We start from the raw sequence: 15,340 nt of genomic DNA on the forward strand, positions 1-15,340 counted from the left end.
GCAGCAATTTATCACGCGTTGAGCGCACGGCCATAGGCATCAAGGACGCTTTCCTTCATCATCTCCGACAGCGTCGGATGCGGGAAGATGGTGTGCATCAGTTCTTCCTCGGTGGTCTCCAGGTTCATCGCCACGACAAAGCCCTGGATCAGCTCCGTCACCTCGGCGCCAACCATATGCGCGCCGAGCAGCTGGCCGGTCTTCTTGTCGAAGATGGTCTTGATGAAGCCCTGGTCCTCGCCAAGCGCGATCGCCTTGCCGTTGGCGCCGAACTGGAAACGGCCGACGCGGATGTCCTTGCCTTCGGCCTTGGCCTTGGCTTCGGTGAGCCCGACCGAGGCGACCTGCGGGTTGCAATAGGTGCAGCCCGGGATCTTCAGCTTGTCTGTCGCATGCACGCCGGGGAAATTGGCGATCTTCTCGATGCAGACCACGCCTTCATGCTCGGCCTTGTGGGCGAGCATCGGCGGTCCGGCGACATCGCCGATAGCGTAGATGCCGGGAACGTTGGTCTTGCCATAGCCGTCAATGACGACGCAGCCGCGATCGGTCTTCACGCCGAGCGTCTCGAGGCCGAGATTATCGATGTTGCCCTGCACGCCGACGGCCGAGATCATGCGGTCGGCGGTGATCTTCTCGACCTTGCCGTCCTTCATCTCGACATGGGCGGTGATCGAGTTGGCACCCTTCTCGACCTTGGTCACCTTGGCCTCGAGGATGATTTTCATGCCCTGCTTCTCGAACTGCTTCTGCGCGAATTTCGAGACCTCGGCATCCTCGACCGGCATCACCGCCGGCAAAAGCTCGACCACCGTCACCTCGGCGCCCATGGTGCGGTAGAAGGAGGCGAACTCGATGCCGATGGCGCCCGAACCCATGACCAGCAGCGACTTCGGCATCTCCTTCGGCACCATCGCCTCGAAATAGGTCCAGATCAGCTTGCCGTCCGGCTCGATGCCGGGCAGCGCGCGCGGCCGGGCGCCGGTGGCGAGAATGATGTGCTTGGCGGTATAGGTGCCCTCGCCCTTGACGCCCTTGGGCACCGGCGGCTGCGGCTCCATCGGCTTCTTCGCCGTCTTGGAGACGACGATTTCACCCGGCTTGGAGAGCTTGGCCTCGCCCCAGATAACGTCGACCTTGTTCTTCTTCATCAGGAAGGCGACGCCGCCATTGAGCCTCAACGACACTTTGCGCGAGCGGTCGACGACAGCGGCCGTGTCGGCGCTGACCTTGCCGCCTTCGAGCTTCAGGCCGTAGTCCTTCAGATGATCGGAATAGTGCATGATCTCGGCCGAGCGCAGCAGCGCCTTGGTCGGGATGCAGCCCCAGTTGAGGCAGATGCCGCCGAGATGCTCGCGCTCGACGATCGCCGTCTTGAAGCCGAGCTGGGCGGAGCGCACCGCCGTGACATAGCCGCCGGGGCCTGAGCCGATGATTATGACGTCGTAGGATTCAGCCACGGGGTTTCTCCCTGATTTTCTCTAGAGTTCCAGCATCACACGCACCAATGGCGCCAATGCGTCACCTATATTGCGCGTGTTTTCGGCATCGAGATGGACCCCGTCGATCGGTGTGGTCTCGGCCACCGTGCCGGCATCGAAAAAGCCGCAGCCGGCCTCGTCGGCGAGCGCGGAATATTGCGGCGCCAGCCGCTTCGAGGCCTCGTCGCCGCCGGCAAACATTTCCTTGAATTCGGCATTGTCGGTGCGGCTGACCGCTGGTGGCGCGACGATCAGGATTTGCGGCGCGGCCCAGTCGAACGGATAATCGTGGCCGCGCACGATGTCGATCAGCCGCTGCACCCCCTGCTTGGCCGCGACCGGATTGCCGTGGATCCAGGGCTTCATGTCGTTGGCGCCGAGCATGATGATGATCAGGTCGAGCGGCGCATGGCTGGTCAGGATCGTCGGCAGCACCTTGGCGCCATTGCGGTCGGCACCAGCCAGGTGATCGTCGAAAGCCGTGGTGCGGCCGTTCAGACCTTCGGCAATGACTTCGATATCATCGTCGCCCAACGCCGCCTTGAGCACGCTCGGCCAGCGATCTTCCAGCGCATGACGCCCGAGGCTCGCCGCGTCATAGCCCCAGGTCAGGGAATCGCCGTAGCAGAGGATCGTCTTCATGCACCCGCACCCGCCTCCGCCCTAAGCCCGCGCCGCACGCGCCATCCCACGAGCAGCCACTGCACGATAACCGTGGCGATGCTTGGCAAAAACAGACCGGCGACAACGGGGAGATCGCCCGACCACTGGGCTTTGCCAGGCGGCTGCGAGAAGGTCCAGGCAATCAGCCCGATTCCGGCCAGCACGAACAACGAAACCCCAACAAGCCCCGTCAGGTTTATCGCCCTTTGCGGGTTTGGCACGAACTGCGCGATGAAAAACGCCACGGTCGCAACGATGGTGACCAGCGCCGAAACCATGAAGACCAGGATGTATTCGGAATTCGCATTGGTGACGATTGCCAGCCACAGCGCCACCAGCCCGCCGGCCAGGCCGGAAAGGATCAGGGCGAAAAGGCTGGTGACGAATTTCCGCACAGCCTTTTCCTTCCTAGACCAGCATGCCCATCGGATTTTCGATCATGCGCTTGAAGGCGACCAGAAGTTCGGCGCCGAGCGCACCGTCGACGGCGCGGTGATCGGTCGACAGCGTCACCGACATGATATTGGCGATTCTGATCTCGCCATTCTTGACCACCGGCCGCTGCTCGCCGGCACCCACCGCCAGGATCGTCGCATGCGGCGGGTTGATGACGGCGGCAAAGTCCTTGATGCCGAACATGCCGAGATTGGAGACAGCCGTCGTGCCGCCCTGATATTCCTCAGGCTTCAGCTTGCGGCTGCGGGCACGGCTCGCCAGATCCTTCATCTCGTTGGAGATAGTGGACAGTGTCTTTTCGTCGGCGTGGCGGATGATCGGCGTGATCAGGCCGCCGGGGATCGACACGGCAACGCCGACATCGGCGTGCTTGTGCTTGACCATGGCGCTTTCGGTCCACGACGCATTGGCATCCGGCACCGCCATCAGCGCCATCGCCATCGCCTTGATCACCATGTCGTTGACCGACAGCTTGTAGACGGGCACTTCGCCCTTGTCGGTCTTCTTCATCGGAGCCGCCGCATTGATCTGTGTGCGCAGCGCCAGCAGCGCATCGAGCTCGCAGTCGAGCGTCAGGTAGAAATGCGGGATGGTTGTCTTGGCCTCGACCAGGCGGCGCGCAATGGTCTTGCGCATATTGTCGTGCGGGACGAGCTCATAGGACCCTTCGGCAAACAGCTTCAGCACCTGTTCGTCCGACATCGCCTTGGGTGCCGCAGCCGGAGCCGCAGGTGCCGGAGCGCCGGCAGGTGCGGCTTTCGCGGCCGGTGCAGCCTTGGCGCCACCGCCGGCAATCGCCGCCTCGACATCGGCCTTGACGACACGGCCATGCGGGCCGGTGCCACTCACAGCGGACACATCGACGCCGGCGTCCTTGGCTATGCGCCGCGCCAGCGGCGAGGCGAAAGTGCGCTCGCCTGACGATTGGCTGATCTCCCCCCTTGTGGGGGAGATGGCCGGCAGGCCAGAGGGGGGCGCGACAGACTGAGAGGTCGGCGGGACAGCGCCCCCCTCTGTCGACTTCGTCGACATCTCCCCCACGGGTGGGGAGATTGACGCCTTATCCTGCTTGGCATCGGCTTTCGCGGGCGCGGCATCGCCACCACCCTTTGCCGCCGCCCCTGCATCCTCGCCTTCGCCGGCGAGAATGGCGATCAGCGCATTGACCTTGACGCCTTCGGTGCCGGCCGGAACGACCAGCTTGGCGACCGTGCCCTCATCGACGGCCTCGACTTCCATCGTCGCCTTGTCGGTCTCGATCTCGGCGATCACGTCGCCCGGCGAAACCTTGTCGCCCTCCTTGACCAGCCACTTGGAAAGATTGCCCTCTTCCATCGTGGGCGAGAGTGCCGGCATGGTGATGTTGATTGGCATAGTTACTCTCCCTGCAAGCCAGCCGGGCTAACCACGGCAAGTTCTAGACGTTTGCCTTTGAATTCCTTGCCAATCGATCGGGCCAAGAAGAAATTCAAACAAAGGAATGATGCTACAAGCCCAAGGCATGCTCCCCCAACAGAGCTCAGTACCTGAATTGCCTCATGGCGAAGTCCAAAAAAACCGCCAATGAACCCAATGACGAACCCAACAATCGCGCCAGCAACAAATCCACAAGCGATACTAGACAGGAAGCTCCGCCAAAATAGAGACCAAGCTATTCTCCTCACATCTGCCATCGTCGCCATTTCTGCCTCCCCCGCAAGAAAGACCGTCAGCGATACGTGACGGCTTTGACCGCCTCTATGACCTCGCCGACATTGGGCAAAGCCAGCTTTTCGAGGTTCGCCGCATAAGGCATCGGCACGTCCTTGCCGGCGATGGTGATGACCGGCGCGTCGAGGAAATCGAAGGCGCGCTGCGAAACCTGGTTGGCGATGTGGTCGCCGACCGAGTTCTGCGGGAAACCTTCTTCCACCACGATCAGGCGGTTGGTCTTTTTCACGGAGGCAATGACGGTGTCGAGGTCGAGCGGGCGGATGGTCCGGAGATCGATGATCTCGGCATCGATGCCCATGCCGCGCAGTTCGGCTTCCGCCTTGATGGCATAGGTCATGCCGATGCCGAACGAGACGATGGTGACGTCCTTGCCCTGCTTGTGAATGCGCGCCTTGCCGATCGGCAGCACGAAATCATCGAGCTTCGGCACGTCGAAGGACTGGCCGTAGAGGATTTCGTTTTCAAGGAAGATGACCGGGTTCGGATCGCGGATCGCCGCCTTGAGCAGGCCCTTGGCGTCGGCAGCCGTGTACGGCATCACCACCTTCAGGCCGGGAATATGGCTGTACCAGGCGGCATAGCACTGCGAATGCTGGGCGCCGACGCGGGCGGCCGCACCGTTCGGTCCGCGGAACACGATCGGTGCGCCCATCTGGCCGCCCGACATATAGAGCGTCTTGGCCGCGGAGTTGATGATCTGGTCGATCGCCTGCATGGCGAAGTTGAAGGTCATGAACTCGACGATCGGCTTCAGGCCGGCCATCGCCGCACCGACGCCGACGCCGGCAAAGCCGTGCTCGGTGATCGGCGTGTCGACGACGCGGCGCGGCCCGAATTCCTGCAGCAGCCCTTGCGTGATCTTGTAGGCGCCCTGGTATTCCGCGACCTCCTCGCCCATGACGAAGACATCGCCGTCGCGGCGCATTTCTTCAGCCATGGCATCTCGGAGCGCTTCGCGCACCGTGGTCGAGACCATCTCGGTGCCGGCGGGAATATCCGGATCGGCGGCAGGTTTGGCCGCCGGAGCGGCGGGAACTGCCTTCGGAGCCTCGCCGGCATCCTGGGGAGCCGCTTTTGTACCTTCCTCGGCTGCATCGGTCCGCTGACCGCCAGCGGAAACGGCATCCTGGGTGGAGGCAGGCTTGCCGCTCTTTTCGACATCGCCTGCACTTTCACCGTCCTGCAGCAACACGGCGATCACCGCGTTGACCTTGACGCCTTCGGTGCCGGCGGGAACCACGATCTTGCCGATCGTGCCTTCATCGACGGCTTCGACTTCCATCGTCGCCTTGTCGGTTTCGATCTCGGCGATGACATCGCCGGCGACGACCTTGTCGCCCTCGTTCTTCAACCATTTGGAAAGATTGCCCTCTTCCATGGTCGGCGAGAGAGCGGGCATGAGAATTTCGATCGGCATGTCCTTGCCCTCCCGTTACAATACGATGTCGGTCCAGAGCTCGGACGGATCCGGCTCTGCGTCGTGCTGGGCAAATTCGGCGGCGTCGGCGACGATGTCGCGGACTTCCTTGTCGATGTTCTTGAGTTCGTCCTCGGTCGCCCACTTCTTGGCCGTCAGCCGCGCCTTGACCTGCTCGATCGGATCATGATCCGAGCGCATCTTCTGCACTTCTTCCTTGGAGCGGTATTTCGCGGGATCCGACATCGAGTGACCGCGATAGCGATAGGTCTGCATCTCGAGGATGATCGGACCGTTGCCGGCACGGCACCATTCGGTCGCCTGATCGCCGGCGGATTTGACCGCACGCACATCCATGCCGTCGACCTGAATGCCGGGAATCTTGAACGAGGCGCCGCGATGCGAAAAATTGGTTTCGGCCGACGAGCGCGACACCGAAGTGCCCATGGCGTAGCGGTTGTTCTCGATGATGTAGATCACCGGCAGCTTCCACAGCGAGGCCATGTTGAAGCTTTCATAGACCTGGCCCTGGTTGGCAGCGCCATCGCCGAAATAGGTCAGCGACACATTGTTGTTGTCGCGGTAGCGGTTGGCGAAGGCGAGACCGGTGCCGAGCGAGACCTGCGCGCCGACAATGCCGTGGCCGCCGTAAAAATGCTTCTCCTTGGAGAACATGTGCATGGAGCCGCCCTTGCCCCTCGACAGGCCACCACGGCGTCCGGTCAGCTCTGCCATGACGCCGCGCGGGGAAAGTTCCATCGCCAGCATGTGGCCATGGTCGCGATAGGCGGTGATCATCTGGTCGCCGTTGATCAGCGACATCTTCATGCCGGTGACGACCGCTTCCTGGCCGATATAGAGGTGGCAGAAGCCGCCGATAAAGCCCATGCCGTAGAGCTGGCCGGCCTTTTCCTCGAAGCGGCGGATAAGCAGCATGTGCCGGTAGGCGGCAAGCTCCTCGTCCTTGGTGAAGTCAGCCGGCTTGGGGGCGGAAAGCCCCGTTGATTTGGCGGACGTCGATTTAACGGATTTGGCAGGCGCTTTTTTGGCGGCGGTGGCCATGCATCACTCCCTGTTGGCGTCTCTTTGCGGACACTAAAGCAGACCATGTCTGCTCCGGGGAGGATCAGCTCCTCCCCACCGATTGGAGGGAAGCTAACATGCGAGACCGCGTTTCGCCATGCAGAAAAATGCATGGCTGGCATGCGCCTAAACGCCCAGAATCATTAGAGATAACAGCGATTAACTGAAACTTGGTTATTTCGAATTGGCCGGCAGCATGACGGTGATTTCATCGGGCTGGGACAGATTGAGCGCCCGGCGTGCCTGCTCGTCGAGCATATCCTTTTCAAGCGTACCCTCATGCATCAGCTGGACACGCCGCTCCAGATCGACCCGGCGCGCCTTGATGGCATCGTACTTGGCCTGCAATTCGATGGTCTGCGCTTCGAGCTGATATTTGGAATTGATGCCGAACTCGCCATGATAGGCATGGAAGCCGAAATAGGCCAGGAACGCCACGCAAAGGGACGGGATGATCAGCCGGCCGGTGTTTCTCTGCTTGTGCTGGCGTGTCCACATGGTCGCAATCCTTTGACCGCCATTTGTCGCTCGATTGTGCTTAATGGACGGTTACGGACAGGTGCATTAGCCAGCGGCCGCAACGAAAAAGGGCGGGAAAATCCCGCCCTTCCATCGTTTTCGCCAGTTCGGCAGAATTTAGGCTTTGACCACCGACTTGCCAGCGTAGCGCGCCTGCTTGCCGAGCTCTTCCTCGATGCGGATCAGCTGGTTGTACTTGGCCATGCGATCCGAGCGCGACAGCGAACCGGTCTTGATCTGCCCGCAATTGGTGGCGACGGCGAGGTCGGCGATGGTCGAATCCTCGGTTTCGCCCGAACGGTGCGACATGACTGCGGTGTAGCCTGCCTTATGCGCGGTCTCGACAGCGTCGAGCGTTTCGGTAAGCGAGCCGATCTGGTTGACCTTGACCAGGATCGAATTGGCGACACCCATGCGGATGCCGTCGCGCAGCCGCGCCGTGTTGGTGACGAAGAGGTCGTCGCCAACCAGCTGCGTCTTGTTGCCGATCAGGTCGGTCAGGTACTTCCAGCCCTCCCAGTCGTCCTCGGCCAGGCCGTCCTCGATCGAGATGATCGGATAGTCGGCGGCAAGCTTGGCCAGGTACTTGGCCTGCGCCTTGGGATCGCGGGTCCTCTTCTCGCCCTCATAGACGTAATTGCCGTCCTTGAAGAATTCGGTCGCCGCACAGTCGAGACCAAGCGCGATCTCCTCGCCCGGCTTGAAGCCGGCCTTCTCGATCGATTCCATGATGAAATCGAGCGCCACCGGCGCACTCTTCAGATTGGGCGCGAAGCCGCCTTCGTCGCCGACATTGGTGTTGTGGCCGGCATCCTTCAGCTTCTTGCGCAGCGTGTGGAAGATTTCGGAGCCCCAGCGCACGCCTTCGCGCAGCGTCGGCGCGCCGACCGGCAGGATCATGAATTCCTGGAAATCGATCGGATTGTCGGCATGCGCGCCGCCGTTGATGATGTTCATCATGGGCACCGGCAGCAAATGCGCCTTGGTGCCGCCGACATAGCGGTAGAGTGGCAGGCCGGCGGCTTCCGCTGCTGCCTTGGCGACCGCCAGCGAAACGCCGAGAATGGCGTTGGCTCCGAGCCGGCTCTTGTTGGGCGTGCCGTCGAGCTCGATCATGGTCTGGTCGATGTGGATCTGGTTTTCGGCTTCCATGCCGCCGATCGCCTCGAACAGCTCGCCATTGACGGCCTCGACCGCCTTGAGCACGCCCTTGCCGAGATAGCGGGCGCCACCGTCGCGCAGTTCGACGGCCTCATGCGCGCCGGTCGACGCGCCCGACGGCACGGCGGCGCGGCCCATCGAGCCGTCTTCGAGAACGACGTCGACCTCGACGGTCGGATTTCCACGGCTGTCCAGGATTTCACGCCCGACAATGTCGATGATGGCGGTCATTGCGATGTCCCCGATTGATCGATTGAAAGCGTCGCGCCCCTCTTAGCCAAAGTGCCGCAAAAGGCAATCAGGAATGGCATGAAATAATAGTGACGATCGCCCCATGCGCTCAGGCCGTGGGGCATGGGCGACGCCATCTGAACGCAAACAGCCCGCCCAGACGTCATATGTCTGGCGCGGCATGGGGTGGGTGCCCCGCCCCTGCGGCAATGCCTTTGTCACGAAACCAGGCGGCACACAAACTCCACCCGATGCTTCAAAAGAGGCTACCGCCAACGTGACAAACTTCACAATGCAGAGAATTCGAAGATGTTAGGGTCACATCTACAACGCGAACTATTTGGCGACCACAGTGAAATCAACAAACTTGAACTCTTTGGGGAGGCGGCAATGGCAGCGATTTCAGGTACTGGCTGGGAACTTCTTATTAGTCGCCAAGTCGAGCATACGAGGGGCACCAGACGCAGGACAGTTGGTACCTATAAAGTCTTTCACAACGGCACGGCAGTAACGGGTCTATCGGGGTTCGTGTGTGAATCTCGCGGCCCAGGCGACAATTCCAAAGAAGACAATGGCAGGCGCATCGAGCCCGGCACCTATCCACTGGCGACGCAGGCCGGAGGCAAATATGTGACCATCGGCTACACTGGCGGCAAGACGCCACCCAAACCTGGACTCGAACTGCTGAAGACCAACAAGCGCACCGAAATCCTGATCCATCCGGGCGTCAATTTCCTGTCCAGCGTCGGATGCATCAACCCGACGAAGAAGGTGAGCGGTCCTCTTTCCGACATGGATTTCACGGAGAGCCGGACACGCGTAATCGCCCTCATCGACGATCTGAAAACCTTTGCCGGCGGTGGCTTCCCGAAAAGCAACGGCAAGCGAATTCCCAATGCTTCGGTGGTCGTCGAAGGCGAACCGGTGCTGTCGACCGAGAGTGTCGAGAGCGTGCTCGAAGCCGTTGCGGGCGATCCGAGCAAGGGTTTGCCAGCAGCGGTCTTCCAGAAATTCTCGCCCAGACCGGCAAGCGGTTCCAAGCGAACAATCTATGACGGTTACATCGGCGCCTTTACCTCCGAAAAAGGCCTCAAGACACTTGGCGATCATGGGGTGTGCAACAACTATGATCGGCTGATGCATTTCTTCGCTCAAGCGGCGATGGAAACCGGTGGCTTCACCCTCATTCGCGAATCCCTGACCTACACGACCGTGGCGGCAATCCGGAACGCATGGAGGTCGCGAGCCGCGGGCAAGACCGATCAGTGGATCGGGGACAACCTGCTGCGCAAGCCGCAAGCCCTGGGCGACTGGGCCTATGGCGGCCGCATGGGCAATGTGAAAGGAACGTTGGACGGCTTCAATTTCCGCGGCGGCGGCACGTTCCAGACCACCGGGCGCGACGCGTACACGGCCAAGGGCAAGCTCGCCAAGGTTGACCTCGCCAATCATCCTGAACTGATCGAGGATCCGCAGACTTCGCTGCTCGCAGCTTGCGCCGAATGGAAAGGGTCAGGCTGCAATGCCTTTGCCGATGCCGGCCTGATCAAAAAGATCTCGCGCGCGATCAACGTCGGCAACGCCAATTCCGCCACGCAGGCCAATGGCGAAGCGGATCGGATCGCCTGGCACGAAAAGGTTTTCAAGGCGGTGAAGAATGCCGGACTCCTCGGCTGAGCATGCCTCGGATCACGTTCGACAACACCACGTCATCATAATTCAGAGATAACAATCTCTGTGTCGACTAGGATGGTGATGCGCGGGGCGAAACAGGAGGAGTTTCGCCATGTCCGAGTTGAGCGGTATCGTGAGTTTGTTCCTGATCGCGGCGGCGTTCCTGACGTCCTGCGATACGCAGCAGCCGCCAAGGGCGGCGACGCAGCTGTCCACGTTTCATGCGGCAGAATAATTTAGAAACTGTCGGGTTGCACTGAAAAGGCCCCCGTTTCGGAATTCGGGGGCCTTTTCACGTCAGGCGTCAGCGCAGCTGATCAATGCCAATACGGCGTGACCTTGTAGTAATCATAGGAAGCATCACGCGCGGCCTCGCCATCGGCGCCGGCCAGTTCATTGATCGAATAGGCGGGTGCTGCCTTCAGCTGCTCCTTCGAGAACGGCACGACATAGCCGCCCTTGTCCTCGTCATAGTCGAGGCTCGCCCACGGAATGGCGTGATACTTCTCGCCAATGCCGAGAAATCCACCGAACCCGATAACCGCGAACATGATGCCGTTCGACGTCTTGTCGAGCATGATGTCCTCGATGCTGCCGATGCTCGTGCCTTCGGTGTTGTAGACCGACGTGCCGATGACGCGCGAAGCGGCGATGGCTTCGGTGTGGCCTGTCTGGGTGGTCATGGCTGCTGCTCCTCATGTCGTTGATCGATACTTTGACAATGAGGGGCGCGGGCGAAAGTTCCCGTTTTTTCGAGCGGCGGGCGGTTACTCCGCGAGGATGAACGTCACCTTCATGTTGACGCGATAGGCCGCGATCCTGCCGTCCTCGACGACGATCTTCTGGTCCTGGATCCAGGCGCCTTCCACGTTCTTCAGGGTCTTTGAGGCGCGCTCAATCCCCTTCTCGATGGCGTCCTGAAAGCTCTTTTTCGACGACGACGTGATTTCGGTGACGCGGGCGACGGACATGGCTTCCTCCTGCCAAGACGCTCATTTGCAGCAGCGAGCCTACAGCCGGCTTATGCCTTCCACAAGCAGGGCAGCGCGCGCGCCATCGCCGAATCCATCAGCCTCGGTTCAGGTCAGCAGCATTCTTGGCGATGCGGTCGAATGCCATCAGTCTTTCGAGCAGCGCCGGCATGTCCTTCAGCGGCAGCATGTTGGGCCCGTCGGAGGAGGTCGAATTGTCGGGATCCTGGTGGGTCTCTATGAACACGCCGGCGACGCCGACGGCAACGGCAGCCCGCGCCAGCGTCTCGACAAAGCGGCGCTCGCCACCGGAGGAACCGCCCTGCCCGCCCGGCTGCTGCACCGAATGGGTGGCGTCGAAAATCACCGGCGCGCCGATCTCGGCCATCACGGGCAAAGCCCGCATGTCCGACACCAGCGTGTTGTAGCCGAAGGAAGCGCCGCGCTCGGTGGTCAGCACATTGGGGTTGCCGGAGCCGGTGATCTTGGCCACCACGTTCTTCATGTCCCAGGGCGCCAGGAACTGCCCCTTCTTGACGTTGATCACCTTGCCGGTCTTGGCCGCGGCGACCAGCATGTCGGTCTGGCGCGACAGGAAGGCCGGAATCTGCAGCACATCGACATGGTGCGCTACGATCGCGCACTGCTCCTCGGTGTGGACATCGGTCAGAATGGGAAGCGAAAACGCCTTGCGCAACTCGTCGAACACCGGAAGCGCCGCGTCCATGCCGGCGCCGCGCGTTGCCGACAGCGAGGTGCGGTTGGCCTTGTCGTAGCTGGTCTTGTAGACGAGGCCGATGCCGAGCTTGCCGGTCAGTTCCTTCAGCGCGCCGGCCATGTCGAAAGCGTGCTGGCGCGATTCGAACTGGCACGGGCCGGCGATCAACGCCAAGGGCCCGCTGTTGTCGAAGACGACGTTGCCGACGGTTACCGACGAATTCGGCGCCATCGAATTAGGCCCTTGCGGCTTGCTCATGGGGTCTCCCGGAAGGTGAAAGCCGCGCCCTGTCCGGATGCCGGCTGCACGACGATTTCGTTGCCCGCTATATCGTGCCCGACGGCGTTGTCTGCAAGCAGCCTCGCGACAGCGCCGACACTGCGGGCCGAAAAGACGATCGCGGCGAAGCGAAGGTCCGTCGGCGCGCCAGCCGACATGCCGAAGCGCTCAGCGAAAGCCGCGGGCTTGAGAACGCTCAAACGCGCGTTCGCCAGGTCGAACGCCGTGCTGCTCCTCTGCCTCGAACCCGTCGCTGTCTCGATCAGGTGGCGCTTTTCGGATGGCACGCCGCTGACCGCAACGATTTCGGCAATGCCGGTCACGCCATTGGCATGAGCCTGCAGCGCCGTACGGTCGATTTGAGGGGCGTTGATCCGCTCGCAAGCGAACAGAAAGGCGTCCATCGTCTCGGCGCCGGCGGCGAAAGCCAGTTTGAACGAGGCCATGTCGCTCTTTCCGGCCGTGTCGGTGAAGGCGCGGGAAAAGCTCAGTACGTCTCCCGCCGACAGGCCGGCTTTGATAAAGCGCGCATGGTCCGCATCGGCATCGTCGGTGGCCAGCACCACGGCGGAAAAGCCCTCATCGCCCAGCCTGGCGCGATAGAGCCGGTCGCGCGCGACAAAGACATTGCCGCCGGCGATCGCACTCGCTGCCAGCTGTTCGTTCCCAACCGCCAGCGGTTCGAGATAGGTGCCGTCGGCAAGGAAGACGCAGCAATTTTCGGTGCCGAAGGGATGAATGCCGGTTGGCGCGACGATGAAGCCAAGCGATGTCAGCCGCGCCCGCGCCACGGCGAGGCTCGCCGTCGGCAGCACCAGATGGTCAAGCGGATGGGTCGTGCTGGTCATGCCGGCGCGGTGTGCATCATTCCCGAAATTGGTTCAAGGCCTCTTGCCGGCCCGATCAGGCCGTCGCCACGATATCGGCCGAATAGCGCAATTCGCGCAAGGGTTTGACCCGGCTGGTCGTCTCGGCATAGAGCGGGTGCGCCTTGTATGCGGCAAGCGCGGCATCATCCTCGAACTCGGCATAGACGACCACGTCGATCGCATCCGACAGCGGATCGACCTTGCTGTTGAGCGTCACCTCGAAGAGGCTTGAATGCGGGATCTTGCCCAGTGTGAGCAAGCCTGTGCGCACGGCCTCGACATCGTCCTTGCGCCGCGCGCTGAAGAAAACGATATGCCGGATCACGCCTGCCTCCACGTTCGATTTCCAGCATGTTTTGTGTGAGCGGGACCGTCGCGTCAACCGCCACGATGTCGCGCCCGGCAATGCCGGCAGGCGACTTTGCAGAGGCGCAAAAAGCTAGGCTTTGCCGGTGACGTAGCGCACGACGCGCGACATCTCCCTGACCGTCGTGTCGAGATAGCGGCCCTGATTGTAGAGGCCGTCCCAGATCAGGAAAAAGGCGATGGCGACGATGACGATGACATAACGCATGGCTGAAACTAACGTATGTGGCTGTTCCTAACCATAGCGATTTCGCCGGCGGTCGCTCGCCCTCACCGATTCTGGCCCCAGGCACGCCACCTGGGCCAGTGCCGGGCACGGCTTGCCTCTTGAAGTTCCGGTCGATGCGGTGGAAGATTGTGGCGAAAATTTAAGCAGGCTACGGCGTTCGCGCCTGGCGAATGAAAGTGGAGGATGTGGAGGCCGGCAGATCTTGCGCCGCCCCCGCGGAAGTCCAGGGGGGTGTGAGATGGCTGTCAGGGAATACAAAGGCATCGGCGACGCCATCAGGCTGGACGAACTCAATTTCGCCGAGATCGTCAAGGGCCTGCCGGCCAAGGCGCGCATGGTGCTGTCGGCGGCGATGAAATTGCCGCGCGGTTCGCTGAAGGTGAGGATGCCGGATGGCCGGGCGGTGCTTGTCGGCGGCAACGGACCCGGGCCGGATGCCGAGCTGGTGTTGAAGAACTGGCGCCTGCCCGGCCGTGCCTTTTCCGGCGGCACCATCGGCGTTGCCGAATCCTACATGGACGGCGACTGGGAAAGCCCTGATGTAACCAGCTTCCTCGAACTGTTCGTCGTCAACTCGGCCGTTGGGGAACGCATTGCCGGCGGCGCCAACTGGCTCATCAACACGGTCCAGCGCATCCGCCACTGGTTCAACGAAAACACCCGCACCGGCTCGAAGCGCAACATCTCGGCGCATTACGATCTCGGCAACGCCTTCTACAAGCAATGGCTCGATCCCAGCATGACCTATTCGTCGGCGCTCTATGCGACCGGCGCCAACGACCTGGAAAGCGCTCAGGCCGCCAAATACCGCGCGCTGGCCAAGGATACCGGCATCGGCAAGAAGGACCATGTGCTCGAGATCGGCTGCGGCTGGGGCGGTTTTGCCGAATTTGCCGCGCGCGAGATCGGCTGCCGCGTCACCGGCCTGACCATCAGCCGCGAACAGCACGATTTCGCCAAGGCGCGCATCCAGAAGGCGGGACTGTCTGACAAGGTCGACATCAAGCTGCAGGATTACCGAGACGAAACGGGCACTTACGACCGCATCGCCTCGATCGAGATGTTCGAGGCGGTCGGCGAAAAATATTGGCCGGTATTTTTCGGCAAGATGAAGGCGTGCTTGAGGCCCGGCGGCACCGCCGGCCTGCAGATCATCACCATCAACGAGGCCGCCTACGACACCTATCGGGCGAGGCCGGATTTCATCCAGCGCTATGTCTTCCCAGGCGGCATGCTGCCGACGCCGTCGATCCTGAAGACGCTGGGCAGCGACCATGGCCTTGCCCATCTGCGCGAGCGCGTCTTTCCGGACGACTATGCCCGCACGCTTGCCGAATGGCGCAACCGCTTCTGGGCGTCGTGGGAAAAGATCGTCCCGCTCGGCTTCGACGACCGCTTCAAGAAGCTTTGGGAATTTTATCTCCACTATTGCGAAGCCGGCTTTAGAGCCAGCTACATCGACGTGCGCCAAGTGGTCTACAAAGCCTGATCCGAAGCGTGATTGAGCGGG

General features: G+C 61.7%; 18 protein-coding genes. 3 read left to right on the forward strand and 15 right to left on the reverse strand.

Features of this window, described 5'->3' with window-relative positions; translation table 11 throughout:
* Positions 1 to 11 precede the first annotated feature (11 nt).
* The 9 genes from lpdA to eno all read right to left on the reverse strand — a co-directional run bounded on the left by lpdA (position 12) and on the right by eno (position 8,724).
* Positions 12 to 1,460, reverse strand: coding sequence for a dihydrolipoyl dehydrogenase (gene lpdA, locus NLY33_RS21120; RefSeq protein ID WP_023668919.1), 1,449 nt, complete (start codon positions 1,458 to 1,460; stop codon positions 12 to 14).
* A gap of 21 nt (positions 1,461 to 1,481) precedes the next feature.
* Complete coding sequence (locus NLY33_RS21125) at positions 1,482 to 2,123, reverse strand: SGNH/GDSL hydrolase family protein (protein ID WP_023682555.1); 642 nt, start codon at positions 2,121 to 2,123, stop codon at positions 1,482 to 1,484.
* Positions 2,120 to 2,539 carry a hypothetical protein gene (locus NLY33_RS21130; RefSeq protein WP_023706545.1) on the reverse strand — a complete coding sequence of 140 codons (420 nt, stop codon included), beginning with the start codon at positions 2,537 to 2,539 and terminating at the stop codon, positions 2,120 to 2,122. The genes NLY33_RS21125 and NLY33_RS21130 overlap by 4 nt, the downstream gene beginning before the upstream one ends.
* 13 nt (positions 2,540 to 2,552) lie before the next feature.
* The gene (locus tag NLY33_RS21135; protein WP_023706544.1) at positions 2,553 to 3,974 is read right to left on the reverse strand and encodes a pyruvate dehydrogenase complex dihydrolipoamide acetyltransferase; all 1,422 of its coding nucleotides are present in this window, start codon (positions 3,972 to 3,974) and stop codon (positions 2,553 to 2,555) included.
* Positions 3,975 to 3,976: 2 nt separating this feature from the next.
* On the reverse strand, positions 3,977 to 4,282 hold the full coding sequence (locus NLY33_RS21140; RefSeq protein WP_023714177.1) for a hypothetical protein: 306 nt from the start codon (positions 4,280 to 4,282) through the stop codon (positions 3,977 to 3,979).
* A gap of 26 nt (positions 4,283 to 4,308) precedes the next feature.
* Positions 4,309 to 5,730 (reverse strand): pyruvate dehydrogenase complex E1 component subunit beta, encoded by a 1,422-nt coding sequence (locus tag NLY33_RS21145; protein ID WP_023682558.1) that lies wholly within the window; start codon positions 5,728 to 5,730, stop codon positions 4,309 to 4,311.
* 15 nt (positions 5,731 to 5,745) lie between these two features.
* Positions 5,746 to 6,792 (reverse strand): pyruvate dehydrogenase (acetyl-transferring) E1 component subunit alpha, encoded by a 1,047-nt coding sequence (pdhA, locus tag NLY33_RS21150; protein WP_023682559.1) that lies wholly within the window; start codon positions 6,790 to 6,792, stop codon positions 5,746 to 5,748.
* Between the two features lie 195 nt (positions 6,793 to 6,987).
* Positions 6,988 to 7,311 carry an FtsB family cell division protein gene (locus tag NLY33_RS21155; protein WP_023706543.1) on the reverse strand — a complete coding sequence of 108 codons (324 nt, stop codon included), beginning with the start codon at positions 7,309 to 7,311 and terminating at the stop codon, positions 6,988 to 6,990.
* A 138-nt stretch (positions 7,312 to 7,449) separates the two neighbouring features.
* Positions 7,450 to 8,724, reverse strand: coding sequence for a phosphopyruvate hydratase (eno, locus tag NLY33_RS21160; protein WP_023706542.1), 1,275 nt, complete (start codon positions 8,722 to 8,724; stop codon positions 7,450 to 7,452).
* Positions 8,725 to 9,033: 309 nt separating this feature from the next.
* Between eno and NLY33_RS21165 the strand changes: the two genes are divergently transcribed.
* Both NLY33_RS21165 and NLY33_RS21170 read left to right on the forward strand, forming a co-directional pair.
* The gene (locus NLY33_RS21165; RefSeq protein ID WP_198020369.1) at positions 9,034 to 10,401 is read left to right on the forward strand and encodes a glycoside hydrolase family 19 protein; all 1,368 of its coding nucleotides are present in this window, start codon (positions 9,034 to 9,036) and stop codon (positions 10,399 to 10,401) included.
* 109 nt (positions 10,402 to 10,510) lie between these two features.
* Complete coding sequence (locus NLY33_RS21170; RefSeq protein ID WP_023668910.1) at positions 10,511 to 10,633, forward strand: hypothetical protein; 123 nt, start codon at positions 10,511 to 10,513, stop codon at positions 10,631 to 10,633.
* 82 nt (positions 10,634 to 10,715) lie between these two features.
* Here the strand turns inward: NLY33_RS21170 and NLY33_RS21175 are convergent, their stop codons facing one another.
* The 6 genes from NLY33_RS21175 to NLY33_RS21200 all read right to left on the reverse strand — a co-directional run bounded on the left by NLY33_RS21175 (position 10,716) and on the right by NLY33_RS21200 (position 13,809).
* Positions 10,716 to 11,081 carry a PRC-barrel domain-containing protein gene (locus NLY33_RS21175; RefSeq protein ID WP_023668909.1) on the reverse strand — a complete coding sequence of 122 codons (366 nt, stop codon included), beginning with the start codon at positions 11,079 to 11,081 and terminating at the stop codon, positions 10,716 to 10,718.
* Positions 11,082 to 11,165: 84 nt separating this feature from the next.
* Entirely contained in the window at positions 11,166 to 11,369 is a 204-nt protein-coding gene (locus tag NLY33_RS21180) for a dodecin family protein (RefSeq protein WP_023668908.1), read from the reverse strand.
* Between the two features lie 97 nt (positions 11,370 to 11,466).
* Entirely contained in the window at positions 11,467 to 12,345 is an 879-nt protein-coding gene (kdsA, locus tag NLY33_RS21185; RefSeq protein WP_023706540.1) for a 3-deoxy-8-phosphooctulonate synthase, read from the reverse strand.
* A complete protein-coding gene (locus NLY33_RS21190; protein WP_023706539.1) occupies positions 12,342 to 13,214 on the reverse strand; it encodes a VOC family protein in 873 nt (290 codons plus the stop codon). The genes kdsA and NLY33_RS21190 overlap by 4 nt, the downstream gene beginning before the upstream one ends.
* Positions 13,215 to 13,269: 55 nt before the next feature.
* Positions 13,270 to 13,560, reverse strand: a complete 291-nt coding sequence (locus NLY33_RS21195; RefSeq protein WP_023691273.1) for a Dabb family protein — start codon at positions 13,558 to 13,560, stop codon at positions 13,270 to 13,272.
* A gap of 114 nt (positions 13,561 to 13,674) precedes the next feature.
* Complete coding sequence (locus tag NLY33_RS21200; RefSeq protein WP_023688440.1) at positions 13,675 to 13,809, reverse strand: hypothetical protein; 135 nt, start codon at positions 13,807 to 13,809, stop codon at positions 13,675 to 13,677.
* Positions 13,810 to 14,068: 259 nt separating this feature from the next.
* Between NLY33_RS21200 and NLY33_RS21205 the strand changes: the two genes are divergently transcribed.
* A complete protein-coding gene (locus NLY33_RS21205) occupies positions 14,069 to 15,319 on the forward strand; it encodes an SAM-dependent methyltransferase (protein WP_023668904.1) in 1,251 nt (416 codons plus the stop codon).
* The last annotated feature ends 21 nt before the right edge of the window (positions 15,320 to 15,340 follow it).

The sequence above is a fragment of the Mesorhizobium sp. C432A genome (assembly GCF_030323145.1).
In the GTDB taxonomy this organism is placed as follows: Bacteria; Pseudomonadota; Alphaproteobacteria; order Rhizobiales; family Rhizobiaceae; genus Mesorhizobium.